The organism is Serratia sp. CY33802, from assembly GCF_052169095.1.
Classification (GTDB): Bacteria; Pseudomonadota; Gammaproteobacteria; order Enterobacterales; family Enterobacteriaceae; genus Serratia; species Serratia bockelmannii.
Window position 1 is genome coordinate 1325574 of the sequence record NZ_JBJNLL010000002.1, and the last position, 25231, is coordinate 1350804.

The 25231-nt window shown below is 61.3% G+C and carries 27 protein-coding genes and 1 tRNA gene; 13 read left to right on the top strand and 15 right to left on the bottom strand.

From position 1 onward, the window contains the following. Window positions 1–24: 24 nt before the first annotated feature. Complete coding sequence (locus tag ACJ8HA_RS12985) at window positions 25–1128, bottom strand: DUF1615 domain-containing protein (RefSeq protein ID WP_149570264.1); 1104 nt, start codon at window positions 1126–1128, stop codon at window positions 25–27. Window positions 1129–1257: 129 nt separating this feature from the next. Between ACJ8HA_RS12985 and ACJ8HA_RS12990 the strand changes: the two genes are divergently transcribed. Both ACJ8HA_RS12990 and tehB read left to right on the top strand, forming a co-directional pair. Beyond that, window positions 1258–1716, top strand: a complete 459-nt coding sequence (locus tag ACJ8HA_RS12990) for a GNAT family N-acetyltransferase (protein WP_025301694.1) — start codon at window positions 1258–1260, stop codon at window positions 1714–1716. A gap of 100 nt (window positions 1717–1816) precedes the next feature. Continuing rightward, window positions 1817–2680: an SAM-dependent methyltransferase TehB gene (gene tehB / locus ACJ8HA_RS12995; protein WP_060432526.1), complete on the top strand. Its 864-nt coding sequence runs from the start codon at window positions 1817–1819 to the stop codon at window positions 2678–2680. On the opposite strand, the gene ACJ8HA_RS13000 is transcribed toward tehB, so the two are convergent. Further along, entirely contained in the window at window positions 2675–3388 is a 714-nt protein-coding gene (locus tag ACJ8HA_RS13000; RefSeq protein ID WP_043135561.1) for a 2OG-Fe(II) oxygenase, read from the bottom strand. The two genes, tehB and ACJ8HA_RS13000, sit on opposite strands and share 6 nt — an antisense overlap. Further along, window positions 3385–4440 (bottom strand): bifunctional DNA-binding transcriptional regulator/O6-methylguanine-DNA methyltransferase Ada, encoded by a 1056-nt coding sequence (ada, locus tag ACJ8HA_RS13005; RefSeq protein ID WP_099817533.1) that lies wholly within the window; start codon window positions 4438–4440, stop codon window positions 3385–3387. The genes ACJ8HA_RS13000 and ada overlap by 4 nt, the downstream gene beginning before the upstream one ends. Before the next feature lie 237 nt (window positions 4441–4677). Here ada and leuE point away from each other — a divergent pair, with 237 nt between their 5' ends. Both leuE and ACJ8HA_RS13015 read left to right on the top strand, forming a co-directional pair. Continuing rightward, the gene (gene leuE / locus ACJ8HA_RS13010; RefSeq protein WP_004940625.1) at window positions 4678–5316 is read left to right on the top strand and encodes a leucine efflux protein LeuE; all 639 of its coding nucleotides are present in this window, start codon (window positions 4678–4680) and stop codon (window positions 5314–5316) included. Window positions 5317–5475: 159 nt separating this feature from the next. Then, complete coding sequence (locus ACJ8HA_RS13015) at window positions 5476–6975, top strand: aldehyde dehydrogenase family protein (RefSeq protein ID WP_016928934.1); 1500 nt, start codon at window positions 5476–5478, stop codon at window positions 6973–6975. A gap of 33 nt (window positions 6976–7008) precedes the next feature. Here ACJ8HA_RS13015 and feaR read toward each other — a convergent pair whose 3' ends face one another. Next, on the bottom strand, window positions 7009–7908 hold the full coding sequence (feaR, locus tag ACJ8HA_RS13020; RefSeq protein ID WP_049206237.1) for a transcriptional regulator FeaR: 900 nt from the start codon (window positions 7906–7908) through the stop codon (window positions 7009–7011). 222 nt (window positions 7909–8130) lie between these two features. On the opposite strand from feaR, the gene ACJ8HA_RS13025 reads away from it, so the two are divergent. Further along, the gene (locus ACJ8HA_RS13025; RefSeq protein ID WP_049206238.1) at window positions 8131–8853 is read left to right on the top strand and encodes an acid phosphatase; all 723 of its coding nucleotides are present in this window, start codon (window positions 8131–8133) and stop codon (window positions 8851–8853) included. A 35-nt stretch (window positions 8854–8888) separates the two neighbouring features. Here ACJ8HA_RS13025 and ACJ8HA_RS13030 read toward each other — a convergent pair whose 3' ends face one another. After that, window positions 8889–9530 carry a DsbA family protein gene (locus ACJ8HA_RS13030; protein WP_043135553.1) on the bottom strand — a complete coding sequence of 214 codons (642 nt, stop codon included), beginning with the start codon at window positions 9528–9530 and terminating at the stop codon, window positions 8889–8891. A gap of 108 nt (window positions 9531–9638) precedes the next feature. After that, window positions 9639–10043, bottom strand: a complete 405-nt coding sequence (locus tag ACJ8HA_RS13035; protein WP_060447666.1) for an Exc2 family lipoprotein — start codon at window positions 10041–10043, stop codon at window positions 9639–9641. Between the two features lie 193 nt (window positions 10044–10236). Between ACJ8HA_RS13035 and ACJ8HA_RS13040 the strand changes: the two genes are divergently transcribed. After that, the gene (locus ACJ8HA_RS13040; RefSeq protein ID WP_019454278.1) at window positions 10237–10485 is read left to right on the top strand and encodes a hypothetical protein; all 249 of its coding nucleotides are present in this window, start codon (window positions 10237–10239) and stop codon (window positions 10483–10485) included. On the opposite strand, the gene ACJ8HA_RS13045 is transcribed toward ACJ8HA_RS13040, so the two are convergent. Further along, on the bottom strand, window positions 10482–11249 hold the full coding sequence (locus ACJ8HA_RS13045; protein WP_049208678.1) for an NAD(P)H-dependent oxidoreductase: 768 nt from the start codon (window positions 11247–11249) through the stop codon (window positions 10482–10484). The two genes, ACJ8HA_RS13040 and ACJ8HA_RS13045, sit on opposite strands and share 4 nt — an antisense overlap. A gap of 84 nt (window positions 11250–11333) precedes the next feature. Between ACJ8HA_RS13045 and ACJ8HA_RS13050 the strand changes: the two genes are divergently transcribed. Beyond that, the gene (locus ACJ8HA_RS13050; protein WP_060447667.1) at window positions 11334–11714 is read left to right on the top strand and encodes a winged helix-turn-helix transcriptional regulator; all 381 of its coding nucleotides are present in this window, start codon (window positions 11334–11336) and stop codon (window positions 11712–11714) included. On the opposite strand, the gene ACJ8HA_RS13055 is transcribed toward ACJ8HA_RS13050, so the two are convergent. Then, window positions 11711–12292: a flavin reductase family protein gene (locus tag ACJ8HA_RS13055; protein WP_238969008.1), complete on the bottom strand. Its 582-nt coding sequence runs from the start codon at window positions 12290–12292 to the stop codon at window positions 11711–11713. The two genes, ACJ8HA_RS13050 and ACJ8HA_RS13055, sit on opposite strands and share 4 nt — an antisense overlap. 174 nt (window positions 12293–12466) lie before the next feature. On the opposite strand from ACJ8HA_RS13055, the gene ACJ8HA_RS13060 reads away from it, so the two are divergent. From ACJ8HA_RS13060 to ACJ8HA_RS13080, 5 genes are all read left to right on the top strand, one after another. After that, window positions 12467–14068 carry an ABC transporter substrate-binding protein gene (locus ACJ8HA_RS13060; protein ID WP_025301682.1) on the top strand — a complete coding sequence of 534 codons (1602 nt, stop codon included), beginning with the start codon at window positions 12467–12469 and terminating at the stop codon, window positions 14066–14068. Window positions 14069–14336: 268 nt separating this feature from the next. Continuing rightward, window positions 14337–14861, top strand: coding sequence for a cytochrome b561 (cybB, locus tag ACJ8HA_RS13065; protein ID WP_238969642.1), 525 nt, complete (start codon window positions 14337–14339; stop codon window positions 14859–14861). A 53-nt stretch (window positions 14862–14914) separates the two neighbouring features. Next, window positions 14915–16201: a hypothetical protein gene (locus ACJ8HA_RS13070; protein WP_173889204.1), complete on the top strand. Its 1287-nt coding sequence runs from the start codon at window positions 14915–14917 to the stop codon at window positions 16199–16201. Beyond that, window positions 16198–17373 carry a hypothetical protein gene (locus ACJ8HA_RS13075; RefSeq protein WP_149570260.1) on the top strand — a complete coding sequence of 392 codons (1176 nt, stop codon included), beginning with the start codon at window positions 16198–16200 and terminating at the stop codon, window positions 17371–17373. Before ACJ8HA_RS13070 ends, ACJ8HA_RS13075 begins: the two co-directional genes overlap by 4 nt. Before the next feature lie 16 nt (window positions 17374–17389). After that, a complete protein-coding gene (locus tag ACJ8HA_RS13080; protein ID WP_167324856.1) occupies window positions 17390–18094 on the top strand; it encodes a hypothetical protein in 705 nt (234 codons plus the stop codon). Window positions 18095–18097: 3 nt separating this feature from the next. Here the strand turns inward: ACJ8HA_RS13080 and ACJ8HA_RS13085 are convergent, their stop codons facing one another. Next, window positions 18098–19213 carry a hypothetical protein gene (locus ACJ8HA_RS13085; protein ID WP_311271983.1) on the bottom strand — a complete coding sequence of 372 codons (1116 nt, stop codon included), beginning with the start codon at window positions 19211–19213 and terminating at the stop codon, window positions 18098–18100. Window positions 19214–19699: 486 nt separating this feature from the next. Here ACJ8HA_RS13085 and ACJ8HA_RS13090 point away from each other — a divergent pair, with 486 nt between their 5' ends. Further along, window positions 19700–20230 carry a hypothetical protein gene (locus tag ACJ8HA_RS13090; RefSeq protein ID WP_197812890.1) on the top strand — a complete coding sequence of 177 codons (531 nt, stop codon included), beginning with the start codon at window positions 19700–19702 and terminating at the stop codon, window positions 20228–20230. A 50-nt stretch (window positions 20231–20280) separates the two neighbouring features. Here the strand turns inward: ACJ8HA_RS13090 and ACJ8HA_RS13095 are convergent, their stop codons facing one another. The 6 genes from ACJ8HA_RS13095 to frsA all read right to left on the bottom strand — a co-directional run bounded on the left by ACJ8HA_RS13095 (window position 20281) and on the right by frsA (window position 25149). Beyond that, on the bottom strand, window positions 20281–20499 hold the full coding sequence (locus ACJ8HA_RS13095) for a TM2 domain-containing protein (protein WP_015376761.1): 219 nt from the start codon (window positions 20497–20499) through the stop codon (window positions 20281–20283). A gap of 194 nt (window positions 20500–20693) precedes the next feature. Beyond that, window positions 20694–20769, bottom strand: a tRNA-Thr gene (locus ACJ8HA_RS13100). A gap of 187 nt (window positions 20770–20956) precedes the next feature. Further along, the gene (gene proA, locus ACJ8HA_RS13105) at window positions 20957–22210 is read right to left on the bottom strand and encodes a glutamate-5-semialdehyde dehydrogenase (RefSeq protein ID WP_442515362.1); all 1254 of its coding nucleotides are present in this window, start codon (window positions 22208–22210) and stop codon (window positions 20957–20959) included. Window positions 22211–22219: 9 nt separating this feature from the next. Continuing rightward, entirely contained in the window at window positions 22220–23323 is a 1104-nt protein-coding gene (gene proB / locus ACJ8HA_RS13110; protein WP_015376738.1) for a glutamate 5-kinase, read from the bottom strand. A gap of 116 nt (window positions 23324–23439) precedes the next feature. Beyond that, window positions 23440–23841, bottom strand: a complete 402-nt coding sequence (gene crl / locus ACJ8HA_RS13115) for a sigma factor-binding protein Crl (RefSeq protein ID WP_004930258.1) — start codon at window positions 23839–23841, stop codon at window positions 23440–23442. A gap of 60 nt (window positions 23842–23901) precedes the next feature. Next, window positions 23902–25149, bottom strand: coding sequence for an esterase FrsA (gene frsA / locus ACJ8HA_RS13120; RefSeq protein ID WP_021504999.1), 1248 nt, complete (start codon window positions 25147–25149; stop codon window positions 23902–23904). Window positions 25150–25231 lie beyond the last annotated feature (82 nt).

Genomic DNA, 25231 nt, shown 5'->3' on the forward strand with positions numbered 1-25231 from the left:
AACCGGCGGCGTTTTTTTATGCCGTTACCCGCCGGCGCGCGCCATGCAGCGCTGGCGGCGTTCGTCCACCCGCTTGGCGAACCAGGCGGTGGTCAGCTTGCGGGTGATTTTCGGGCTCTCCAACTGGATACCCGGCAGCATCTCACGCGGCAGCTTGCCGCCCGCCAGCGCATAGACCTTCTTATACAGGTCGGTATCGGCAAAGCCGGCCGTGTCGCCTTTCTCCAGCGCCCGGCGAATGGCGCTGTCGCTCATGTTCAGGCGCTTGCCGAGCGTGCGCACCGCCAGCTCGGTCGAACCGGGCTTGTCGCTGCCGAAATCGATAAGATCGCCGTCCAGCGCCAGCGGAATGGCGCTCGCCCGGCTGACCGCGTTTTGGAACGCCGCGTTGCGGCTGGCGTACCAGCCGGCGTTGAAGTCGGCGAAGCGGTAAATCGGCCGGCTGTAATCGGCCGGGTACCCCAGCAAATGCATAATGCCGAAGTACATACCGCCGCGCCGGCTGAAAACTTCGCGGCGAATCGAGCCGTCGACCGGATAAGGGTACCCTTTGGCGTGCGCCTCGGCGAAGGCGATGCTCACCTGCATCGGGCCGCCGGTATGTACCGGATTTAAATGGCCGAACAGCTTCTGCCCCATCGGCACGCGGTCGATCATGTCATCGAAGATATCGCTCAGATCCTTCTCGGTGCGCACCTTATCCAGCCGCTCGCTGTAGCTCTGGCCGTTCGACGACGAAATCTTCAATGCGGTGTGCACCAAAAAGTTCGGGATGTGCATCTGATCGGCGCGGCGGTCGATCTCCTTCCAAGCGATCTTCGGCAGCCCCGGCACCTGCGGGTTAGCCTGGAACGTCGACTCCTGTTCGGTCACCGCCAGCACCGAACACAGGTTCTCATCGCTCGGCTCGATGCCCTGCGCGGCGAAGGCGGCGGTAATATCGGTAGCCCAGCCCTGCCGATCGCCGGCGTTGGCCGGGATCAGCGTCATCAGTCGGGCTTTGACGTCGGCGGGGCGCGCCGCCGGTGCCGTGGTGGTGGTTTTGCTGGTACAGCCCGCCAGCGCCAGCAGCGCGGCCAGGCTTAGCAAACGGAAGGGCATCGGGTGGAATAAACGAAGTATCGGCATCTTTTCCCTGAACGTGATGACATGAACAGCACTGAAATTAGCCCAGCCGCCGCGCACAATCCAGTATAAATATACCCGTTCCGCCGCACAGGTGGGCCGGGAAATACCCAACAACGCAGGGAGAACAAAATGATCGAACTCAAAGAAATGACGGCGCAGGAACTGGATCACTACCGTAAATACGGGGTAAAGGCTTACGCAGACGATTTGGCGCGTTCGTTTCAGCTCAGCCAGGAACACGCGTTGATCGAGGCCGAAGCCAATTTCAAACGAGGGCTGGCGATGCCCGGCCAACGGTTGGTATGCGCGAGGCTGCCGAATGTCGAGGACAGCATCGCCACCGTCTGGTACGCCATTGAGCAACGAACCTTCGGTAAGCAGCTGTTTATCTATGATTTTGAAGTGACGCACGCCTGGCGTGGCAAAGGCTATGGCGAGCGGGTACTAAATGCGGTGCTGGACGCGGCGAGAGCACAGGGGGCGGAATATGCCGAACTGACGGTGTTCAACGATAATCCGACGGCCGCGCGCCTGTATTCCAAGTTAGGTTTCGATGCGGTCACCACCCGTATGCGCCGCCGTTTGTAGCAATAGGTTTGCGAAGCTCGGGATTTTCAAATGACGAATAAAGATGTATTTTATATGCATCATATAAATCACTTTGCTTGCCCAGCCAAAGGAGCCCCCTATGGAGCAGCAGCTGCTTTGCTATAAAACCCTGCCAGAATGGAACAGCGACACGCTGCCGGCGGCCTTCCGCCAGCGCCACAACACCCAGAGCGGCACCTGGGCGAAGCTCACCGTACTGAGCGGGAACCTGACGTTCGCCATGATGACCGAAGACGGCGCCACCACCGAGACCTGGCAGTTCAGCCCCGAAAGCCAGCCGCCGTTTATCGCACCGCAGCAGTGGCATCGCATCGTTTCCTTTTCGGACGACATGACCTGCCGGCTGGCGTTTTACTGCACGCCGGAAGATTACTACCACAAGAAATACGAACTGACGCGCACCCACTCCGAAGTGATCGAAGCGGCGGCGCGCATCGCGCCGGGCAAGGCGCTGGATCTGGGCTGCGGCGGCGGGCGCAATTCGCTCTATCTCAATCTGAAAGGTTTCGACGTCACCGCCTGGGACAAGCACGCGCCGTCGATAGCCCGCCTCAATCAGATCGTCGACGCCGAGCAGCTGACCCGCCTGAGTGCCGGGGTGCAGGATCTCAATACCCATCGCTTCAGCGGCGACTACGACTTCATCCTGTCCACCGTGGTAATGATGTTCCTCGAGCGGCAGCAGATCCCGCCTATCGTGCAAAACATGCAGGACAGCACCGTGCGCGGCGGCCATAACCTGATCGTGGCGGCGATGGATACCGAGGATTATCCCTGCCCGCTGCCGTTCCCGTTCACCTTCAGCCCGGGTGAGCTGAAGCATTATTATCGCGACTGGGAGATCCTCAAATACAACGAGGACGTCGGCCAACTGCACAAGACCGACGCCAACGGCAACCGCATCTCGCTGCGCTTCGCCACCCTGCTAGCGCGCAAGCTATAGCGCGTCGTGAAAGATCACCCCCAGCGTGTGGCGTTGGCCGGCGCGTATCCGGCTGACGCCGTGGCGCAGATTGACCCGATAGTAGCCTTTCACTCCCGCCACCGGCCGATGATGCACGGCGAACACCACGGCGTCTCCCTGCTGCAGCGGCACCACCTCCGGCCGGCTCTGCATCCGCGGCCGCTGTTCGGTCAGCACGAATTCGCCGCCGGTGAAATCCCGCTCGGGGGCGGAGAGCAAAAATGCCACCTGCAGCGGAAACACCCGCTCGCCGTACAGATCCTGATGCAGGCAGTTGTAATCTCCCGCTTCGTAACGCAACAGCAGCGGCGTCGGCCGCCGTTGGCCGGCCCGGTGGCATTCGGCCAGGTAAACCTCATGGTCGGCGGGATAACGCACCGCCAGGCCCAATAAGGCGTTCCAACGGTTGGCCACCGGCGCCAGCCGCGCATACATCAGGCTGCGCGCTTCGGCCACCGGCGACGGCAGCGGATAGGTGAAATAGCGGTACTCGCCGCGGCCAAAACCGTGCTTCTCCATCACGACGCGGCTGCGGAAGTGCGCATCCTGCGGGTAGAGCGCCGCCAGCTCGCGGCACAGCTCTTGGCTGAGCACGCTGGGCAACCGCGCGCAACCCTGCGCATCGAGTTCGCGCTCGATGGCCGCCCAGTCCAATTCGGCCAGCCGCGCCGCCAGCGCGCCGCTCATCGCTGCGCCTCTTTTTCCAGCAAGGCTTTCTTGCGCTCGACGCCCCAGCGATAGCCGGACAAGGCGCCGTCGTTGCGCACCACCCGGTGACAGGGGATCGCCACCGCCAGCACGTTGGCGGCGCAGGCACCGGCCACCGCGCGCACCGCTTTGGGCGCCCCGATGCGCCGAGCGATATCGGCATAGCTGACGGTTTCGCCGACCGGTATCGCCTGCAGCGCCCGCCAGACCCGCTGTTGAAACGCGGTGCCGCGAATATCCAGCGGCAGCGCCAACCCGTTCTCCGGCGCTTCAATCAGGCCCACCACCTGCGCCATCAGCGCTTCATACTGCGCGTCGCCGCCGATCAGCTCGGCGTTGGGGAATTTGTCCTGCAGATCCTGCACCAGCTGCTGCGCATCGTCCCCCAGCAGAATGGCGCAGATGCCCACCTCGCTCTGCGCCGCCAGGATCTCGCCCAGCGAACAGCGCCCGACGGCGAAATGAATGCGCATGCCTTTGCCGCCGGCTCGGTAGGCCTTCGGCGTCATGCCCAGCGCGGCGTTGGCTTGTTGGTAGAAGCGGCCGTTGGCGCCATAGCCGGCGTCGAAGATCGCGTCGGTCACCGTTTCCTGCTGCGTAAGGCCGGTGCGCAAGCGTTGGCTGCGCTGCGCGTCGGCGTAGCCTTTCGGCGTCAGGCCGGTGATCGCTTTGAACAGCCGGTGGAAATGGTATTGGCTCAACCCGACGTGGCGCGCCAGCGTCTGCAGCGACGGCGCTTTCTCCGCCCGTTCGATATAGCGGCAGGCCTCGGCTATCTGCCGCGCATGCTGTTCCGTCAACGGCGTCAGCCCCTGGCGGCAGCGTTTGCAGGGCCGATAACCCGCCGCTTCCGCCTGTTCGGCATCGTCGAACAGCTCCACGTTTTGCCGATTCGGCTGACGTGACGGGCAAGAAGGCGAGCAATACACGCCGGTGGTTTTCACCGCGTAGATAAAGCGGCCGTCGGCGTGCTTGTCGCGGCTGACAATCGCCAGCCAGCGCGGATCGGCGCTGTCGATTACGTTTTTCATCATCCGTTCCTCACTGCGGTTTCGATGTTAACCAGCATAGTGACGGGCCGTTGGCGAAACACGCCGACTCTTGCTTTTTAATTCGGCGCCGACGTTTTCAACAATCTTTCGACAATTTTTAACCAACAACATGAAGTTTATTACGTTGCCAACCCGGTTGCACAGCGTTAGGATCGCGGCCGGCCACGGGCGTGGCCAGTGTTTTTGCCTGTTAGTTGCGCGCATGGAGAGGTTATTGTGTTAGAGAGTTTTGGCGTCCTGAATTTATGGACCTATTTGGCCGGGGTGGTCTTCATCATCATTCTGCCGGGGCCGAATACGCTGTACGTGCTGAAAACCGGCATATCGCGCGGCGTGCGCGCCGGCTATACCGCCGCGCTGGGCGTGTTCATCGGTGATGCGATCCTGATCTTCTGCGCCTATATCGGCGTGGCGTCGCTGATCCGCACCACGCCGTTCCTGTTTACCCTGGTGCGTTTTCTCGGCGCGATTTACCTGCTGTTCCTCGGCGCAAAAATCCTCTACGCCACCTTCGTGCAGAAGGCGCAGGCGCAACAGCAGCAGATTGAGGGCGGCCACAGCATTCTGCGAAAATCGCTGACGCTGAGCCTGACCAACCCGAAGGCGATCCTGTTTTACGTGTCGTTCTTCGTGCAGTTCATCGATTTCAACTATGCGCACACCGGGCTGTCGTTCACCATTTTGGCGCTGATCCTCGAAGCCGTCAGCTTTATCTACATGAGCACGCTGATCTTCTCCGGCGCGATGCTGGCGCATTTCTTCAATCACAAGAAAGGCCTGGCGAAGCTCGGCAACGGCCTGATCGGCCTGCTGTTCCTTGGTTTCGCCACCCGTCTGGCGACCCTGAGCTCGTGATCCCTCCCGGCCGGCGCCCGCCGGCCTCGGTTTACCCTTCCGTCACGGCAAAATGACACGCAGGACAAACCGAATGTCAGGCAGACCAAAGCCGCCGCTTTCCCGCTGATCTAGACTTGCAGGGTTAACGATAACCTGATGAGCCTGATCGGAGGATGTATGTCTGACAATACCGTAGCCGTGCTGGATAGCGTATCGCGTTTTCTCGATCGTCAGCATGGGCTGTATATCGACGGCCAGTGGCGCGCGTCCGCCGCGGAAGGCCGCCTGGCGGTGTATAACCCCGCCAATGGGCAGCAGATCGCCACCACCGCCGACGCCAATGAACACGACGTCGCACTGGCGGTGCAGTCCGCCCACAAAGCCTTCAGTGAAGGCGTCTGGGCGCAGCGTCTGCCGGTCGAGCGCGAGCGTATCCTGCTGCGCTTCGCCGATCTGGTGGAGCAGCACGCCGAGGAGCTGGCGCAGTTGGAAACCCTGGAGCAGGGCAAATCCATCAACATCGCCCGCGCTTTCGAAGTCGGCAGCACCCTGAACTGGATGCGTTACACCGCCGGGCTGGCGACCAAAATCACCGGTCAAACGCTGGACGTCTCTATTCCGATGCCGCCGGGCGCCAAATATCAGGTTTATACCCGTAAAGAGCCGATCGGCGTGGTCGCCGGCATCGTGCCCTGGAACTTCCCGCTGATGATCGGCATGTGGAAAGTGATGCCGGCGCTGGCCGCGGGCTGCTCCATCGTCATCAAGCCGTCGGAAACCACCCCGCTCACCCTGCTGCGCATCGCCGAGCTGGCGAGCGAAGCCGGCGTGCCGCCGGGCGTGTTCAACGTGGTCACCGGCCGCGGCACCGTGTGCGGCAAAGCGCTGACCGAACATCCACTGATCGCCAAAGTCAGCTTTACCGGCTCCACCCCGGTGGGCAAAAGCATCGCGCGCGCGGCGGCGGATCGCCTGACCCGCGTGACGCTGGAGCTGGGCGGCAAAAACCCGGCCATCGTGCTGAAAGATGCCGATCCGCAGCAGGTGATCGAAGGCCTGATGCTTGGCAGCTTCCTCAATCAGGGGCAGGTATGCGCCGCCAGCTCGCGAATTTATATTGAAGCGCCGATTTATGATCGGTTGGTGGCCGGATTCGAACAGGCGGTGAAATCGCTGTCGGTCGGGCCGGGGATGGATACCGGCGCGCAAATCAACCCGCTGGTGTCGCTCGCGCACCGCAACAAGGTGGCGGCCTACCTGGACGACGCCCGGGCGAAAAACGCTGAGCTTATCGGCGGCGCGGCCGGGCCGGACGCCAACGGCTTCTACATTCCGCCGACCCTGGTGATCAACCCGGACGATCGGCTGAACCTGACGCGCGAGGAAGTGTTCGGCCCGGTGGTCAACCTGATTCGGGTGGCGAGCGCCGAAGAGGCCTTGAGCAAAGCCAACGACACCGACTTCGGGCTGACCGCCAGCCTGTGGACCACCAGCCTGCAGCAGGCGATGGCGCTGACGCCGCGCATTCAGGCCGGCACCGTGTGGGTCAACACCCATACGCTGATCGACCCGAACATGCCGTTCGGCGGGTTCAAACAGTCGGGCAGCGGCCGTGATTTCGGCCCGGATTGGCTGGATGCCTACACCGAATCGAAATCGGTCTGCATCCGCTATTGAGTGAAGCGGCGCGGGTCTGGCCCGCGCCCTGACTTACTGATACTGCCGACGGTATTCGCTCGGCGACATGCCGAAACGCTGCTTGAAAGCGGTCGAGAAATGGCTGTGATCGGTGAAACCCCAGTCGAGGCCGACGCCGGCCAGTTTTTCCTGCCCGGCGGCGCTGCGCAGCGCCTGCGCGCACAGATCCAGCCTGCGGTTCCTGATGTACTGCGCCACCACCAGCCCCTGACGGGCGAACACCCGATACAGACTGCGTAACGACACCCCCAACTCGGCCGCCACCCACTCAGGGCGCAGCTGCGCCGACTGAATATGCCTGTCGATCAATGCCAGCGCCTTGTCAAAGACCGGTTGCTGCCCCTCCGGCCGCGCCTGCTCGAGCGCCAGAGCCGGGCGCAGCAGCGCCGCCAGCGCATTCAGCACCGCCTCGCTTTCCGCCGCGGCAAGCTGAGGATCCTGCATGCTGCTCAGCACCAGCTGGCGGCTGAGGCGCACCGCGCTGAGCTCGGCTCCCAGACGCTGAGCGCAAGGCGGCGGCAGCGGCAAGCAGCCGCGCGGCAATAACAGGGAGATTTGGCGCGAATCGCGCTGGAAAGTGAAACTGCTGGGCTGTGAGGCATCGATCAGCGTCATGTCGCCGGGAGAGAGCACCGTTTGGCGATCGCCCTGCTCCATCAACGCGCTGCCGCGCAGCTGGATGACGGTGAAAAAGTGCGCACCGTCGCTGCGGGCAATTTCACGCGGCGTGCGGTACAGCCGAGCCTGGGACACATCGACCACGCTCAGGCGCAGGGCATGGGCACGAAACTCCTGCATCGCCCCGCTGAAGCCGGGCCCCAACGTTTTCGCGCAGAATCGGCCGCAGGCGGTGTTGATTTTCCCCAGCCACTCTTCGAAGCCGACGTCCCGGAGCGTTGCCAATGCCGTCATGATCTCTCCCTTCAAACAGCAGCGGTGCTGCGCCGTTGAACAGAAAAACACCATAACAATCCGTTAACACACAATCAATGGCGAGCGGGGGATTTGGCGCCGCGATCACAGATCATCGGGCGCACGTCATCAATCCGCCACGAAACCGTCATCTCATCGTCACAGGCCTCGCCAAAAATACAGGCTGTTCCCCCTTCACGTTGACTCCCTGGACATGACCCGATGAAATCGTTGCAGAAATCCATTTTAGCGCTGTGTTTGTTTACCACCAGCGCCCTGGCCGCGTTCCATGCGCAGGCGGCAGAGGAAGCCCAACCGTTCACCACCGCGCAGCAGGTGGATCTGACCCACATCCTGCCGCCGCCGCCGGCCAACGACTCGGCGCAGACCCAGCGCGAACTGCGGGAAGTGCTCGACATGCAGCAGAAACGCACGCCGCAAATGGCCAGCCAGGCTAAGGCGGATGCGGAAGAGAACGTCTGGGTATACAGCAACGTGATGGGGCCGAAGTTCAACGCCGAAGCGTTGCCGGCCGTGAGCGCCTTCTTCGATCGCATCGTCGCAACCGAAGCGGCGGTGGTCGATCCGGCGAAAGATTTCTGGAAGCGCCCGCGCCCGCATATGTTGGACAGCCGCATCGAGCCGATCGTCAAGCGCTCCAGCTCCGGCTCCTGGCCTTCCGGCCACACCACGCTGGGCACGCTGATGGGCATCACCCTGGCCAATATGGTGCCGGAGAAGCGTGCCGCCATCATGACGCGCGCCTGGCAATACGGCGACAACCGGGTGGTGGCGGGGATCCACTACCCTTCCGATATCGAGATGGGCCGCATCGCCGGCAGTGTGATCAGCCAGCAGCTTTCACAGCAGCAGGATTTCCAGCAGCAGTACCGGCAAGCACGCGACGAGCTGCGCCAGGCGCTGGATTTACCCGCGGCGAAATAGACCCGGCGGCTAGCACCGCGCCCTGACGGCCCGGTTTACGGCTGTTTGTCCAACAGGTAACGCACCACCGCCGCGTACTCTTTGGCGTAGCCTTCAACGCTGGTGCTGGCCATGCCGGCATTGTCTATCTTGTATTTGCCGGCCACGTAGAACGACGGGGTGCCGCGCACCTCGAATGCTTTCACCGCTTCGTTCTGCTTGGCGATCAATCCTTTGACCAGCAGGCTGTGGCGCGCGTTTTCATAGGTAGCGGCATCGATGCCGGCCGCCGTAAACACCCGCTGAATATCGTCGGCGCCGTTGACGGCGCGCTGTTTCTGCACCGCGTCGAACATCGCCCCTTCAATCTTGTCTTCCACGCCCAGCACCGTCGCCACCGCCCAGGCTTCGGTCAGCTCATTGCCCAGTTTGCCCATCAGGCTGACGTGATATTTGGTGACTTTCTCACCGGCGGGCAGCGCCTGCGCCACGGTACTGCCTACGCGATAGGTATCGGCGAACTGATAGCAAGGGCCGCAGTAGAAGGAGAAGAACTCCACCACCGCCGGCGCGGCGGCCACCGGCTTATCCAGCCGGGTGTATTGCTCGCCCGCACGGTAATCCGCGGCCTGAACCGCAGGCAGCGCCAACATCAATACGACGGCGGCGGCGAACGAACGCTTAACTTTTGCCAACATAAACACTCCTGGTTTCATCTATGAACATCGTCCTTAGCGGCGGTTTTTATAATCAAATAACCGCCAGAAGACCAGTTTTTATTACCTTCTATTTGTGAGGGATTATGTTCAGCGACCTTCGTAACCGTCCCAGTACGCACCTACCGCTTCCTGTGAGAGCACCTGGCGGCGCTTAGGATTGTCGGCGCTGCTGTAGGCGCGATTAATGAAAATGGTTTTGTGTTCCATGTTCTGCTGGAACTCCGCGCTGGCCAGGTAATCGGCCTTTTTCTGCGCCTCGCTGCGCGCCACGCCTGCCGCGCGATCCTTTTTCCCCAGTTGGTAGAACTGTTCGAACATCGGCACGGCGTTCTTAATACTGCCGTTCACATCGGTGCGGAATTGCGGATCAAAATCGTCGCGAGTTTGATAAACGTAGTGTTTGGCATGCTGCTCGGCACTGCTGAGGTGATGGGTGCAGGCGCTGAGCGCCAACAGCGGCAACAACAGCGCCGCGCTTTTCAGTCTTTTCATGTCGTCTGTCCCTGTCAGTGAGGAAGGTTCCTTTAGCGCCACGAGCATAGCGCCGCAACCCGGCAAACGTCAAACGACAAAAAACGCATCACATTGTTTTATATTAATATTATATACACTGATTGGTATTCATTGCCTGAAACACTATGCTTTAACAAAACAGGGTAAACACTCACCGACAGCGAGGCGGCCAATGAAACCGATCGACAAAAACGTGGGGGAGTACGACCTCACGGCGGAAAAAAAAGCGGGCATGATCACCGGCACCATCCGCGGCGAACTGCCGGACAGCGACGCCAATCTGCCGCTGCTGCCCTTCTCCGGCACTTTCGCCGGCCCCAGCGTGGCCGAAGCCATCGCCGATATTCAGCAACAGTTCCCCGACATCGAACCGGCGATTATCGACGATTTGCGCGAGGAACTGCTGAAGGCCGGGTTCTAATCCGGATCGCGGTGCCGCACGAACGGACTGTAGACCGGCGCGCCGGGCTTCAACGCCAGATCGGCGTCAAAATCTTCATTGCGATTGAACGGCACCGCCGGCCAGGTGGAAAACGCGTTCAAACCGTCCCGGTACGTCTGTGTCACCTGTGCCAAAGCGGCATTTTGCGCCTGCAGAGCTTCGCCCGCCAACCCGCCGCGCACGCCATAGACCAGGAACGGCTCCAGCACGCTAAAGCCGATATAGTGCAGCGCATGCATGATTGGCCACAGCATCAGCCGCATATCGCCGTCGCGCCCGTTCGGCGCGCAGGCCTGTGCGGAAGCGCCGGCGGTCACGGTCAGCAGCGCCCGCTTACCGCACATCACGCCGTTCTCATGGCGGTGGCGGCTGTCGTAGATCCCGCCGTAAACGAACACCCGATCCATCCAGCCCTTGATGATGGCCGGCGCGCCGAACCACCAGAAAGGGAACTGCAGCACCAGCGTATCCGCCCAGCGCAACAGCTCGATATGCCGCCGGATCTCCGCCGGCAGCGCCTGGATCGTCCAGTGATGGCGCTGCTCCTGCATCGCATCGAACCGGTCCACCTGCTTTCTGCTGGGGTAATGGCCGGCGCCCTCGCGCGGATCAAACCCCTCCTGATACAGATCGACCGTTTTCACCTGATGCCCCTGCGCCAGCCAGGCCTGCCGCGCCTGTTCGGCCAAATGGGCATTGAAAGAATGCGGCTCGGGGTGAGCCAGCACAATCAGCACGTTCATCCTGTGTCTCCCGTTGTAAGGTGGTGCTGTTATGCTGTGGCTTTATCGTCCCCTTGGCAATTACGCACCTGAAGGTAACCCCCAATGGCTTATCCCGGCGACGTCTATTCGAGCAAGTGTTCCGCACGCGATGCGCTGGCGCTGATTTCCGGCAAGTGGGTGATGCTGATCCTGCCTGCGCTGGCGCAGCGCCCGATGCGCAACGGCGAGCTGCTGCGCCGCATCGACGGCATTTCGCAGAAGGTGCTGACGCAAACGCTGCGCCAGCTGGAACGCAACGGGCTGCTCGAACGGCTAGATTTAAGTGAAAAGAATCAGGCGCATGTGGAATACCGGCTCAGCGCCGTCGCCTGCTCGCTGGTCGAGACGCTGGCGGCGCTGGACCGATGGGCGGAATACCATTTCCCCGAGCTGGACGCCGCCCGCGAGCGCTATGATGCCGACCGCGGGCGCGAGACCGATTAAAGCGGTTTGGCCCGCAGCGTCTCGCCGCTGCGCACGAAGTTGCCGGCCCCCAGATGATGAATGGTGTGCAGATCCGCATTGGCGGCGGTGAAGTTCCAGCGCCCTTGCTGGAACATCCGCTCGTCCGCTGCCGCGCTCAACACCTCGCCGAAGCAGGTGTCGTATTTTTCCTGTGCGCCGCTTTCCGGCAATAAGCGGCACTCCAGCCACGCCACGCAACCCTGTTCGATCAGCGGCACCTGCAGCGTGGCGCTCGGCGCTGCGGCGATGTGAAAGCGGGCAAACTTGTCTTCATCCAGCCCGGACACGCTGCCAACCGCGTAGGTGGCGTCGATGAACATGGCCGCCGGCACGCAAATGCCGAATGCGCCGCTCTCCTCGATCATTTGCCGGCTGTGCGCCCCTTTGTCCACCACAATGGCGATGCGCGGCGGGCTGAACTCCACCGGCATCGACCAGGCGGCGGCCATCACGTTGCGTTTGGCGCCGTCGTGGCTGCGGCTGGTGATCAATACCGTCGGGCCGTGGTTCAGCAGGCGGCTGGCGTGTTCGAGGGCGACAGGACGAAAGTGGCTCATCGGGAAATCCTTGCGAGTGACTGATTGTCCCGCAGTGTAGATCTGCGCTGCGGCGGCAGGCAACGCGGGGCGCACAGAATGCGCAGGTGAGACGCTTGTTCCCCGTCTCGCCATCCGTTATCTATAGTTAGATCAATTCGCCGGTAACGGCCCACTCCACCTGAGGATCTTGCCTTGACGTTTTTAAAACACCCTATCGCCGGATTGGTGCTGGCCGGCTGCGGCCTGCTGTCGGCGGGCGGCGCGCTGGCCGCTTCCGATGCGCTGGTGTACTGCACCGTCGCCTCGCCAGAATCGTTCAACCCGCAGCTCTCCAGCTCCGGGCCGACCTTTATCGCCACCTCGCAGGTGCTGTACAACCGCTTGGTGACGCTGCGTGAAAGCGATAAAACCCCGGCCCCGTCGCTGGCCACCGAGTGGAGCGTCAGCCCGGACGGCAAGACCTATACCTTTACCCTGCGCCAGGGCGTGAAATTCAACAGCAACAAATACTTCACCCCGACACGCGACTTCAACGCCGAAGACGTGGTGTTCACCGTGATGCGGCAGAAGGATCCCGCTAACCCTTATCACAAGGTCTCCGGCGGCAACTATGAATACTTCACCGACATGGGCCTGGATAAGCTGATCACCAAGGTGGAAGCGGTGGACGAGCATCACGTGCGCTTCACGCTGAGCCAGCCCAACGCCGCCTTCGTCGCTGACTGGGCGATGGATTTCGCCTCGATCCTGTCCGCCGAATACGCCGACGCCATGCTGAAAAAGGGCACGCCGGAATACGTCGACAACTGGCCGATCGGCACCGGGCCGTTTGCGCTGCAGCAGTACAAACAGGATTCGCTGATCCGCTACATCGCCAATCCGCACTACTGGCAGGGCGAAGTGGCCAGCAAGCACCTCATCTTCTCCATCACGCCGGATCCGCAAACCCGGTTGGCCAAACTGAAAACCAACGAATGCCAGATCATCCCCGCGCCGCTACCGGAACAGTTCGCCGCCATCAAGGCCGACGGCAACCTGCAGCTGCACGACATTACCGGGCTGAACGTCGGCTATCTGGCGTTCAACACCCAGAAAAAACCGTTCGACAACCTGCTGGTGCGCCAAGCGTTGAGCTACGCGGTAGACAAGAAAGCGATCGTCGCCGCGGTGTTCAAAGACAGCGGCACGCCGGCCAATTCACTGCTGCCGCCGGGCATGCTGGGCTACAACGACAAACTGCCGGAGTACGCCTACGATCCGCAGAAGGCGCGCGAGCTGCTGAAGCAGGCCGGGCTGGAACAGGGCTTTGAAACCGACATCTGGTCGATGCCGGTACAGCGCCCTTACAACCCGAACTCCAAGCGCATCGCCGAGATGATCCAGAGCGACTGGGCGAAGGTGGGCGTGAAGGCCAAGATCGTCACCTGGGAGTGGGGGCAGTATCTGGCCGGGCTGCGCAAAGGCGAGCAACAGAGCGCGCTGTACGGCTGGGTCTCGGACAACGGCGATCCGGACAACTTCGCCACCCTGCTCGGCTGCGCCGGCGTGCAGAGCGGCGCCAACGTGGCACGCTGGTGCGATAAGGATTATGACCGGCTGATCCAGCAGGCGATCCAGGAGAACCAGCCGCAGGCGCGCGCCAAGCTGTATCAACAGGCGCAGGTGATCTTCGCCAAACAGGCGCCGTGGCTGCCGCTGGCCACCGGCAAAGTGTTCTACGCCACCCGCAGCAACCTGAGCGGCTATGTGGTGGACGTGAACGGCAGCGATTTCGCCAAGGCCAAATTGAACTGATCTTAGGCGCCGCAGCGCGGACTGCGGCGCAACCCGCTTCATCGCTTAATAAGCTGCCAGCCTCTGAACCTATCATTATTAGCTTCATAACTTACGGCGCTCACCTATCACCAGACGCATATCCCACTAAACCAATAGCTTAATAAGCGAGCTGAACCTGGCGTTTTGCCTAAATTGCGCGCACGCGCTTTCCTCCGATGTAACATTTCGTTACCATCGACGCACAGACCCTTTAACATCAAAAGGTAACCCGGTGCAGAACACCTACATGCCGTGGCAAATTCGCCTGCACTGGCTGGTGGCGATCCTGCTGGTCATCACCTGTGTCACCATCGAGCTGCGGAGCTTTGCCGAACCGGGCAGCGCCCCTTGGTACGTGCTGGTTGTCACCCACTTCAGCTGCGGCGTAACGGTATTTGCGCTGATGATCGCCCGCCTGTTCCTGCGCTGGCGCCACCCCTCGCCCGCCATCGCGCCCAAACCGCCGAAGTGGCAAACCGGCCTGGCGCACCTGACGCACACCCTGATCTACCTGCTGCTGCTGACGCTGCCGGTGCTGGGGGTCTATTCGCGCTATCTGGGGGGCACAGAGTGGTATCTATTCGGCCTGCCGATGCCGTTCGCCGACGTGGCCGATCGGCCGCAGGCGCGGGCGATTATCGGCTGGCACAAAACGCTGGCGTCATTCGGCTACTGGCTGATCGGCCTGCATACCGCCGCCGCACTATTCCACCACTATATCGTCAAGGACAATGCGCTGGTGCGCATGCTGCCACTGATGAAAAAGCGCTGACCATCCGGCGCCAGGGATGAATTTTCGGACCACGCCTGCTGACAGGGAATGATATGCAAACCCAATTTTTTCATGTGACCGTCGAGCAATGCGCTTGCCAACAGACGGCGCCCGACAATCTGGTGAGGATCATCGCCTCCGGCCAGACGTTCTTTTTTTATCGCGATGACTTCAGCGACAGCGAAAATCTGCTGGCCAGGCTCGCTGCCGGCGATCGGGTGAAGATCGGCGCCCACCGCCTGCGGGACGGCAGCTACTGGCTGCACTGGCTGCTGCACGGCACGAAAGGCCGGCTGGAGCCTGACAGAACGCTGAAATATAAGCTGAAATACTTCGCCCTGCTGCTGCTGGGCGCGGCGCTGGCCGGCGGTTTCCCGGCGGCCTTTTTCATCATGGACCGGGAAGATTCCTGGCTGACCATCGTCCTGTTCTTTATCGCCATCATCGCCGGCCTTATCGGCATCGGCATGGTGCTGTTCGTCGGTTCGGAGCTCCTGTTGATTGCGCACCGCGGCCGCAGGCGCCTGCTCAGAGCGCTGGATCGCGTGCTGCAGGGGCAAGACGTCACGCCGCCCGGCTCGCTCAGCCTGAAAATCCCCGGCATCAGATACCGGGCCGTCCGCGCAGACGCCGCGCCAGCGCCCACAATGCCACAAACCGAGTTCCCCCTCCCCGAGGGCGTCGAGGCCTCCGGCATCGAGACGGTCAACGCCCTGAGCTACGAACTCTGCCACTATGAGATCCCGCGGCAGGTGCAGTATTTGGACACCTATGCGTGGCGTCAGAAGGAGACGCACTTCGCGTTGACGACCCGCGCGCTCAACGTCCCCAATACCAAACTGCACCCGGTATTTCGTCGGCAACATCCGCTTTTCATCGCCAAAGGCGATCCGCTGCAGGTGCTGTATTGCGAAAACGACACCGTCCCCGAGTTGCCGACGGTGCGTGGGATCATCAATCATCGCGATCGCCAAACCTATCTCATCGGCGGCAGCCGCTACTTCACCGAAGCCGGCCTTAACCTGTGCGCGCGCGTTGTCTTCATTTTTGGGGCAATCGTGGCGTGTTTTGTGCTCGGCATGACGGTGGTGGATAACGCCGATACCCCGGCGGGCTTTTACCTGGATGCCTGGACCCTGAAGCGCCTCGGCAGTGAATTGCCGCCGATTATTCTGCTGCTGATGCTGATGGTCAGCGGCCTGGCGCTGCTGATCGAGGGTTTCGCCCAGATCTGTCGCCTGTACTCTTTTGACCAGCACCGCACGTTTAAAACGTTTAAATACCTGCGAAATCTGCGTCGCAGGTTGTGGCGGCAGGCTCAGGTGACGGAGCTGAAATGATGACGTTAGCGCTTTATAAAAGACCCCTTATTATCCTGACGCTGTTTTTAGCCAGCGCGCTGGGCGTCTATTTGCTCGCCCCTGAGCAACGCTATGCGCAGTGGCAATGGACTCGGGGCGACCAGGCGTTGCCGACGATAGCCCGGTACGATCTCATCCATAGCTACCCGGCGCAGGACGGCGCCCTGCTGCTCACCAGCAAAAGAAGTGAAGACCGCGCGTACAACAGCTTTTACGGTTGGGCGGCCAACTACCTCAGCCAGGTGCTGTTTGCCGGCCCAAAAGGGTTACAGATGCTGGGGGAACTCGACGACTTGATCCACGATGCGGTTTGCGGCGAGCAGGAGTGCGTGCTTTTTCTCTCTGAGGGCCGCAGGCTGGTTGATGTGCAACGGGGTACCATCGGGGCGCTGATCCCCTGGCCGGAGGGCGACGACAACCGACCTTCCTTTGTCGGCGGCAAACTGGTGGCGCAACCGGGAAAACGCGCGCTGTATCTCATCAGCACCGAAGGCGTATTCTACAGCCCGGACTTCGGCGCCCATTGGCGGCAGACGCTGGATCTGCCGGCGCTGCTGGACGCGCGGCAACTGCTGGGCTTTGAGCGCGGCGAGGAGGAGTCACCGACGGCTTACGCCTCCGGTAAGCGCAAATCCGTACCCGAGATATTCACCGCCATTGATGGCGACCGCGTGCATTTCTGGATGAACCCGGTGCTCGGATCTGGCGCGTTACACATCGCCGTTAACGGTAAAACCGGCGAGGTGATTGAAATGCATTGGCTGCTGGTGCGCGTGGAGGAAAGCGCGCAAGCCCCGGACGGCGGCATCTACCTGATCGCACAAACGCTGGACAGAGGGCTGTATCAGCTTCTGCGTTATCAATCCGACGGGCAGTTGAAGGTGCTGCTGGAGACCGGCGATAAATCGCTGTATCAGCTCTGGGCGGGCAACGATAAGCTGGTCGCCCAAACGGATAACGGCGATGCGCGTCTTTCGCTGATTTTCGATCTGCGCTCATCCGACGTGCACTACCGACAGCCGTTGGAGTACCGGTACAACGGGCGCGACGACGCGCGCCAAACCGTGATCGAACCAGAAAGCCACTATGACGATGACGGGGAGATCCCGGCGCTGCCCTACTTCGTTCGCTATCGCTCCACCACGCCGTGAACATAAGGAACTTGCCATGCTGTTAGGTTATGGCGCCGGCGCCGCCGGCCTGCTGGCGCTGTTATTGGCCCTGCTGCTCGCCGGCATCCTGCTCGCCTGGTGGGGCTGGCGCTACGCCGCCGCCCGCTGCGGCCGCCCGCGCCCGCCGCTTTCCTGGGGCGGCTATCTGTTGGCCTCGGCGCTGGCGATCTACCCGGTGGCGTTCGCGCTGATGCTGATCGGCATGGCCATCCAGGACATCAAGAGCCAGCGGGCGGAAGATCGTTGGAATCAACGCAGCTACTTGACGCTCGACGAGGCAAAGCCGTTCGGTGAAACGACGCTGCCGAAAGGCAGTTGGGTAAACCGCCAGGAGCCACGCCTGCCCGGCACCGAAGACAGCCCTATCACGATGAACGGCGTGACCGCCGTGCGTTTTCCTCAGCCGCAGAGCGTGGCCGGCGTACCGATCATCGCCTTCGAGGTTTTACCGCCGGTGATGGAGCTGGCGAGCGCGCATACCTTTACCCGCCCGAGCGGCCAAAGGGTGCACTGCGAAGCGGGTTGGCTGGTCTCTTTCTCTTTACCGCCGGATAAGCCGACCCCGCAGTGGGAGGAGTGGCAGGCCGGGCTGCCTGCGGCGGCGTTTCGGCCCAGCGACTGGATCTTTAGGGAGTGCTTCTCCGGCAGTCCGATCGCGGTGCTGACCTTGCACAACGGCGAAGTCAGGGTGCTGCCCTAAGCCTTACGCCGTGGCGTTGGGCAAACGCACGGTCACGCGGTTATTGGCCGTGGGCAGCTGCAGCGGCGTTTCCTGCCAGCTCACCGCGATAACCAATACCGGCGGGGCCGGCACGCGCGGCTCACGCCCGTCGGGCCCCACGCTGTAGGCATCCCATTCAATCACAAACACCCCGCCGTCTTGCGGCTCGACCCGCTCGACGAAAAAGGTGGTGTCCGAACCGCGCCCGCCCGCCGGTTTATGTGCATAAGAGAGCAGGCTGAACCACTCGCCGGCGAAGTACAGATGGTAAAGGCCATCGACGATATGCTCGCCGTGGAACTGGCAGCCGCCGACGCTCAAGCCGCAGCCCGCTGGGGATCCCGCCACGCGTTCGAGATCGCGCACGAAGCGATCGGTCGGCCGGTTATCCAGCAACAGCTCATAAGGCGGCGCGTGCAGCAGCGCGGCAGGATCGTCCGCCAGGCGCAGATCCGCCGACAACATCAAGCGCGCCGCCAGCACCCGGCCGTTGGGCAAGGCGATCTCCAGACGATCGGCCGGATCCTCTGTCCACGGCGGCACCCACAGACCGCGCACAAGGTGCAACGGCGTAGCCTCCGCCTGCCGACACCTCGCCCGCAGCCGCGCCAGCGCCTCGGCGGTACCGGCGGCCAGCGCGTCCTGCTCGCGATCGGTCAATGCCGGCAGCGCGTACATCATCCGGGCAGCAGGCTCGTACACCGTCAGCCCCTCACCCTCACGACTGCGGGTCGGGATCAGGCGCAGCTTGCCATCGTCCACGTCCTGCGGCGCCGCACAGGCGCCATGCACAATCGCCCCGTCACGCAGCAGCAGCGTCCAAAAACTGGGGCCGCCCATGCCCAGCTCCCCCACGCCGCCAATCTGCCGATCGCTGTCGCCGGCGTGCGCCATTTCAATCGGCTGCGAATGCCAGTCGGTTTTGCGCCACTCTGCGGCCTCTTCGGGGTCTTGCACGCCTTTAGCGGCGTACTTCACCCATTGCAGCACGGCAAACAGCGCGATGCACAGCACGCCGAAAATCGGGTGATCCTGCCAAATCAACCCCCAACCGACGATCAAAAAGGCCCAGGCGGCCATGGCGATATCCTTTTCCACGAGAAAACCGCCTGATTCTAGCGCAGGAAACGCAAAGGGTTGAAGCCTATGCCATGAATAATTAGCCGTTAAATAGAAAGATAATAATTTCAGCGTTATTTCTGTGACTACAAAGATCACATAAATAACGCTTCAAAGAGTGATTTGAACGTAGAAAAGACAACTCCCTGTATCTCAATGCAATATTCGCAACCCTATTAAAAACCAAAAGATAAAAGGGAAAAAAAACTGCAGTAATTTGTGCATATTCTAAACATTGACTATGTTTATACATACTCTTTATATGCAGGTAAATAGACTGAAAAACAAAAGAGAAAGGCTCCCAATATAATTAAACAAACCTCGCATACCGCGTGGGTGAAACGCTATTAATTATAAAAATTCCGAGGATATTTTATCTCCGCGGAACGGGTCACTTTGCATTTTATCGGACCAATAGGCTACACACCGCAATTAATATCATTATTAGCATTCCGGAGAGCGACAATGAAAATCGTTACGGGCATTATCCTTACCTCTGTGGCCGTCTTCAGCGGCGCGGCTTACGCGGCCGATGCGCAGCCTACCACCGGCAGCGCGGCGGTGATGCTGGAACATGTGCATGCCGTGATGGAAAACGGCAGCCCGGCGCCGCAGCACGACGCCGCCTGCAAAAAAGAACTTTCCATGCCGGAATCGAAATATATGGGCATGAAGGTCAAAACCGATTACACCATCAACAGCAGCACCATGATGATGTCGGCCAAGTCGATGTTCCCATCGCCGGACTCTATGAAACCGATGGAGCTGACGGTCGATCTCTCCGCGCTGGGCCTGGCGGATGTGTATGCCTTCGGCGCCTTTAAACCGGCCGCGCTGCCGCAGGCCTATATTTATTTCACCATCGACAAGGATTTTAAAGATCCGGTCAGCACCTTTATGATCATCAACCAAGGCAAGCAATATAACTGCGTCATTTCCAGCTCGAATAAAATGATGAGTGAAGAAATGCGCGGCAAGATGATGAAGAAACAGTAGCGGAATGAAAAACGGCGCTTCCCTTAACAGGAGGCGCCGTCAGCAAAGCCTTAAATCAGACCCGGATTGTATTTCTGGTTGAACTTCTCTTCCGATTGGAACAGATAAATAATGCCTTCGATAAAGCCGACAATTGCCGGGATCCCCGTCCAGCAGAACAGCAGGTAGAACAGCCCCCACCACTTCATCCCCAGGTAAAACTTGTGAATGCCCAGCCCACCCAGGAAGATGGCCAGCAGGGCCGCCGCGAGCTTGTCTTTTCTGCTCATAGTGCACTTCTCCTTACTTCTCACCGAACCACCGGCATGCCTAAAAACGGATGCCGCTCCACAGAGCGCCGCATCGCAATGCTTGAGGAGAAAACATTCACCCATCAAGACTCAACAGGGGTAATTATAACAGTGATTAATTAAACGGTTGTTTAACCGGCAAAAAGGTAAGCAAAGGGAATCTGAAGGAGAGATGGTGCCGATAATAGGAGTCGAACCTACGACCTTCGCATTACGAATGCGCTGCTCTACCAACTGAGCTATATCGGCATCGAGCCGGGCCTGCGGGGCAAGCCGGAAGTGCGTTGAACAAGGTAGACCTGCGCGCGAAATGAGTCAATAGCCGCCGGGGCGTTTGGTTGTTTTGCAAGCAGCCAGACTGCCCCACGTTGCCCCTTCCAAAAAAATCAGGGCGCAGCACGCTGCGCCCTGACCTCTTTATGATCGCAATGCGGCCTTAGCTGCGCACCAGATCGTCGCCGTAGCCGATCCACTTGTAGGTGGTTAGCGCATCCAGGCCCATCGGGCCGCGGGCGTGCAGTTTCTGGGTGCTCACCGCCACTTCCGCGCCCAGGCCGAACTGGCCGCCGTCGGTGAAGCGGGTGCTGGCGTTGACGTACACCGCCGAGGAGTCCACTGCGCGCACGAAATGCTCGGCGCTGCTGAGCGAACGGGTGAGGATCGCGTCGGAGTGGTTGGTGCCGTGAGTGCGGATGTGGTCGATGGCCTGATCGATATCGTCCACCAGCAGCACGTTCAGATCCAGCGACAGCCATTCGTCGTCGTAATCCTCCGCGTTCACCGGCACCACCGTCGCCGGGCCGCCCTGCAGCAGCGGCAGCGCGTTTTCCGCCGCGTGCAGCGTCACGCCCGCCGCCGCCATTTTGGCGCTCAGCGCCGGCAGGAACTCGGCGGCGATGCTGCGGTTCACCAGCAGCGTCTCCAGCGAGTTACAGGCGCTCGGGCGCTGGATCTTGGCGTTTTCAATCACCGTCAGCGCCTTGTCGAAATCGACATCGGCATCCACGTAGGTATGGCACACGCCGATGCCGCCGGTGATCACCGGGATGGTCGATTGCTCGCGGCACAGCTTGTGCAGGCCGGCGCCGCCACGTGGGATCAGCATGTCGACATAGCGATCCAGGCGCAGCAGTTCGTTCACCAGCGCACGATCCGGGCTGTCGATCGCCTGCACCGCCGCCGCCGGCAGACCGCACTGTTCTAGCGCCTGCTGGATCACTTTCACCGTCGCCTGGTTGGTGTTGTGCGTCTCTTTCCCGCCGCGCAGGATCACCGCGTTGCCGGTTTTCAGGCACAGGCTGGCGACGTCGATGGTGACGTTCGGCCGCGCCTCGTAAATCACGCCGATCACGCCGAGCGGCACCCGCCGGCGCTCCAGCTTCAGCCCGCTGTCCAGCAGGTTGCCGTCCAGCACGTGGCCGACCGGATCGTTCAGGCGGCATACCTGGCGCACGTCGTTGGCGATCGCCGCCAGCCGCGCCGGGGTCAACAGCAGGCGGTCGAGCAGCGCTTCGCTCATGCCGGTGGCGCGCGCCTGCGCCATGTCTTGTTCATTCGCCAGCAGGATCGCTTCACTCTTGGCTTCCAGCCTGTCGGCCATCACCGACAGCACCTGATTTTTCTTCGCCGTGCTCAGCACCGCCAGCTGCCAGGAGGCCTGCTTGGCGGCCTTCCCCATCTGCTCCAGCATGCTCACTCCTTAACTGACAATCATATCGTCGCGGTGCACTGCCACCGGACCGTATTCATAACCGAGGATCTCGCTGATTTCCTGCGAGTGGTGCCCGGCGATCATGCGCATCGCGTCGCTGTTGTAGCGGCTGACGCCGTGCGCCAGATCGCGCCCCGCCAGGTTGCGGATGCGGATCACTTCGCCGCGCGAGAAGTCGCCCTTCACTTCGCGGATGCCCTTCGGCAACAGCGAGCTGCCGCGCGCCATCATCGCTTCCACCGCGCCATCGTCGACGGTGATCTCACCGGCCGGTGGCGCGCCGAAGATCCAGCGCTTGCGGTTTTCCAGCGGGGTTTCCAACGCGTGGAAACGGGTGCCCACCGGTTTGCCTTCGATCACGTCCGCCACCACGCCCGGCTTGCTGCCGGCGGCGATCACCACGTCGATGCCGGCGCGGCAGGCCACGTCGGCCGCCTGCAGCTTGGTGCCCATGCCGCCGGTGCCCAGACCGGAGACGCTGTCGCCGGCGATGGCGCGCAGCGCGTCGTCGATGCCGTGCACTTCACGGATCAGTTCGGCCTGTGGGTTGTTGCGCGGATCGGCGGTGTAGAGGCCCTGCTGATCGGTAAGCAGCAGCAGTTTGTCAGCCCCGGCCAGAATGGCCGCCAGCGCCGACAGGTTATCGTTGTCGCCCACCTTGATTTCGGCGGTGGCGACGGCGTCGTTCTCATTGATTACCGGCACGATGCGGTTATCCAGCAGCGCCGTCATGGTGTCGCGCGCGTTGAGGAAGCGCTCGCGGTCCTCCAGATCGGCGCGCGTCAGCAGCATCTGCCCGACGTGAATGCCGTAAATGGAGAACAGCTGTTCCCACAGCTGGATCAGCCGGCTCTGCCCTACCGCTGCCAGCAGCTGCTTGGAGGCGATGGTGGCGGGCAGCTCGGGGTAGCCCAGGTGTTCGCGCCCGGCGGCGATGGCGCCGGAAGTGACGATGACAATGCGGTGGCCCGCGGCGTGTTGCTGCGCACATTGGCGCACCAATTCGACAATGTGGGCGCGGTTCAGACGCAGCGATCCGCCGGTCAACACGCTGGTGCCCAATTTCACAACCAATGTCTGGCTGCCGTTCATAGTATTTCTGCCGTGTGTAATGATGAGAAGAAGAGTGCAAAGGTCTTTGTAACAGGAGAGACGCGTTATGCCAACAGGCACAACGCGAAATCAGCACAATACGTGGTCAAACGGGGTCAGGCGGAGAGTTTGATCAGTTTTTCTTTGAAATCGTCGGCGGGTTCCAGCCCCAGTTCCATGGTCGCCAGCAGCTCGCCCAGGCGGCGATGGAAGTCGCGCAGGGTGTCTTCCAGCTTGGCGTTTACTTCATCATCCTTAATGTTTTGCGCCGTCCAGTCGCCTTCCTTGTCGAACAGGCCGAATTGGTACGAATAGGTGAAGCGCGCCTCTTCCGCCTGCAGCTCCATCCACCAGCCCCAGAACTCACGCTTCTCCGGAGCGGGCTTTACATTGACGCAGACGGCCAAACAATCAAAGAAAAAACGGTCGTTTTCACATTGCCCTTCACGCAGGTACGGCCCCAAGCTGGCAAAACGTTTCATTAGTCGGCTTTTAGGGTGACCACTCGGTAACGTCATTCTCTAACCTCCTCAATGTAGACCACTCTTTTTAACAAACTGTTAAAATTTAGCAACTAATTAACGCATTTTGTCCCTCAGCCAACCGGACATCTGCAGCAACGCCCGGTGGAAGCTGTCGTACACCGGGGTGCGCGGGATGGCGACCAGCTTGCCGCTCACCGAGGAGGTGACGATCAGCTGCGACTCCTCTTTCGGACTGAGCGTATCGCGCTCCCAGTAGCCGGAGATCATCGGCGTCGGGCAACGGCGCCCCAGCAGCCCCTGCATTTTCAGCGAATAGCTGTTCAGCTCCACCTTCAGCACGTTGTCCGAGGCGTTAGCCATGCCCATGCGGCTGGCCAGCACGTCCATATACATGTCCGGCACGTTCAACTGGGTGCTGCTGTCGCACAGCAGGCGATGCACCACCGGCCCCAGGCAGGCTACGCCGCGCAGCCGCTGCGGCTCCAGATAGGCCAGCCGCACCGCCACGTTGGCGCCGAAGCGGAAGCCGAAGGCGCTCACCCGCTGATGATCCACCCACGGCACCGAGGCCAGCTGGATCAGCACCTGTTGGTGCAGGTAGCTGGAGTCCTGCGTCAGCTTCCATTTGCACGAAGAACCGATCGACGGCATATCGAGCGTCAGCATGGCGATGCCGTGCGGCGCCAGGTAGTCGCGGAACAGGCGATGATAGTCGGTCTGCAGCGTATCGAGGCTGCCGCACATCAGCACCGTCGGGAACGGCGCCTCGCCCTTCTCCGGCATGTGCAGGAAACCGGTGACGCTGCCGCCGCCTTCGATGCGGAACTCCAGCTCTTTCAGCTGATACGGCAGCAACAGCGCCGCCTCTTCGTAAGCGCGGTTGGCGAGCATCTCCGCCTGTTCGGCCAGCTCGTCGCCCTTCAGGTGCGGGTAACCGGCGATGCTGTACAGGCTCGCGGCCTTCAGCCAGTACTCGCCGCCGAGCAGCGGATCCTGCTGTTCCGTCGCCCGCTGCTGCCACTGCATGCCCTGATGGATCCACTCGTAGATCCAGTTGCCGTTGCGGTAGCCCACCACGGTATCCAGCCGCTGCGGATTGCTGCGCTCGGCGTCCGAGGCGGCGATGCGCGCCAGCACTTCGTGGATTTCGATCGGGCTGACGCCGCGCCAGGCCCACAGCAACGGATTCAGCATGCGATACCAGCTGCCGGTGGTGTCGCCTTCCAATGCGGAATGCATGGCGGCGCTCACTTTGTTGCGCGCGCGCAGCACCAGCGTCGAGGTTTCAGGGTGTTTGAATTTGGGCTTGAAAAGAATTTCAGAAAGGTTGGCCTGTGCCATGGTAACAACAGCCTCCGTAAATCTGGCGATAGGCCGCAAAAGGCCTACTTAACTGGAGGTAGTGTACCTAACTCTGGCGGGA

Excerpts from the sequence above, each read along its gene's own strand:
- ACJ8HA_RS13055 (WP_238969008.1), bottom strand. The coding sequence starts at position 12,292 with ATGAGCCACTTTCGTCCTGTCGCCCTCGAACACGCCAGCCGCCTGCTG.
- ada (WP_099817533.1), bottom strand. The coding sequence starts at position 4,440 with ATGAAAAACGTAATCGACAGCGCCGATCCGCGCTGGCTGGCGATTGTC.
- ACJ8HA_RS13025 (WP_049206238.1), top strand. The coding sequence starts at position 8,131 with ATGAAATCGTTGCAGAAATCCATTTTAGCGCTGTGTTTGTTTACCACC.
- frsA (WP_021504999.1), bottom strand. The coding sequence starts at position 25,149 with ATGGCACAGGCCAACCTTTCTGAAATTCTTTTCAAGCCCAAATTCAAA.
- tehB (WP_060432526.1), top strand. The coding sequence starts at position 1,817 with ATGGAGCAGCAGCTGCTTTGCTATAAAACCCTGCCAGAATGGAACAGC.
- ACJ8HA_RS12990 (WP_025301694.1), top strand. The coding sequence starts at position 1,258 with ATGATCGAACTCAAAGAAATGACGGCGCAGGAACTGGATCACTACCGT.
- feaR (WP_049206237.1), bottom strand. The coding sequence starts at position 7,908 with ATGACGGCATTGGCAACGCTCCGGGACGTCGGCTTCGAAGAGTGGCTG.
- ACJ8HA_RS13035 (WP_060447666.1), bottom strand. The coding sequence starts at position 10,043 with ATGAAAAGACTGAAAAGCGCGGCGCTGTTGTTGCCGCTGTTGGCGCTC.
- proB (WP_015376738.1), bottom strand. The coding sequence starts at position 23,323 with ATGAACGGCAGCCAGACATTGGTTGTGAAATTGGGCACCAGCGTGTTG.
- ACJ8HA_RS13075 (WP_149570260.1), top strand. The coding sequence starts at position 16,198 with ATGATGACGTTAGCGCTTTATAAAAGACCCCTTATTATCCTGACGCTG.
- proA (WP_442515362.1), bottom strand. The coding sequence starts at position 22,210 with ATGCTGGAGCAGATGGGGAAGGCCGCCAAGCAGGCCTCCTGGCAGCTG.
- ACJ8HA_RS13045 (WP_049208678.1), bottom strand. The coding sequence starts at position 11,249 with ATGAACGTGCTGATTGTGCTGGCTCACCCCGAGCCGCATTCTTTCAAT.
- ACJ8HA_RS13040 (WP_019454278.1), top strand. The coding sequence starts at position 10,237 with ATGAAACCGATCGACAAAAACGTGGGGGAGTACGACCTCACGGCGGAA.
- ACJ8HA_RS13000 (WP_043135561.1), bottom strand. The coding sequence starts at position 3,388 with ATGAGCGGCGCGCTGGCGGCGCGGCTGGCCGAATTGGACTGGGCGGCC.
- ACJ8HA_RS13050 (WP_060447667.1), top strand. The coding sequence starts at position 11,334 with ATGGCTTATCCCGGCGACGTCTATTCGAGCAAGTGTTCCGCACGCGAT.
- ACJ8HA_RS13030 (WP_043135553.1), bottom strand. The coding sequence starts at position 9,530 with ATGTTGGCAAAAGTTAAGCGTTCGTTCGCCGCCGCCGTCGTATTGATG.
- ACJ8HA_RS13070 (WP_173889204.1), top strand. The coding sequence starts at position 14,915 with ATGCAAACCCAATTTTTTCATGTGACCGTCGAGCAATGCGCTTGCCAA.
- ACJ8HA_RS13080 (WP_167324856.1), top strand. The coding sequence starts at position 17,390 with ATGCTGTTAGGTTATGGCGCCGGCGCCGCCGGCCTGCTGGCGCTGTTA.
- ACJ8HA_RS13015 (WP_016928934.1), top strand. The coding sequence starts at position 5,476 with ATGTCTGACAATACCGTAGCCGTGCTGGATAGCGTATCGCGTTTTCTC.
- ACJ8HA_RS13090 (WP_197812890.1), top strand. The coding sequence starts at position 19,700 with ATGAAAATCGTTACGGGCATTATCCTTACCTCTGTGGCCGTCTTCAGC.
- crl (WP_004930258.1), bottom strand. The coding sequence starts at position 23,841 with ATGACGTTACCGAGTGGTCACCCTAAAAGCCGACTAATGAAACGTTTT.
- cybB (WP_238969642.1), top strand. The coding sequence starts at position 14,337 with ATGCCGTGGCAAATTCGCCTGCACTGGCTGGTGGCGATCCTGCTGGTC.
- ACJ8HA_RS13095 (WP_015376761.1), bottom strand. The coding sequence starts at position 20,499 with ATGAGCAGAAAAGACAAGCTCGCGGCGGCCCTGCTGGCCATCTTCCTG.
- ACJ8HA_RS12985 (WP_149570264.1), bottom strand. The coding sequence starts at position 1,128 with ATGCCGATACTTCGTTTATTCCACCCGATGCCCTTCCGTTTGCTAAGC.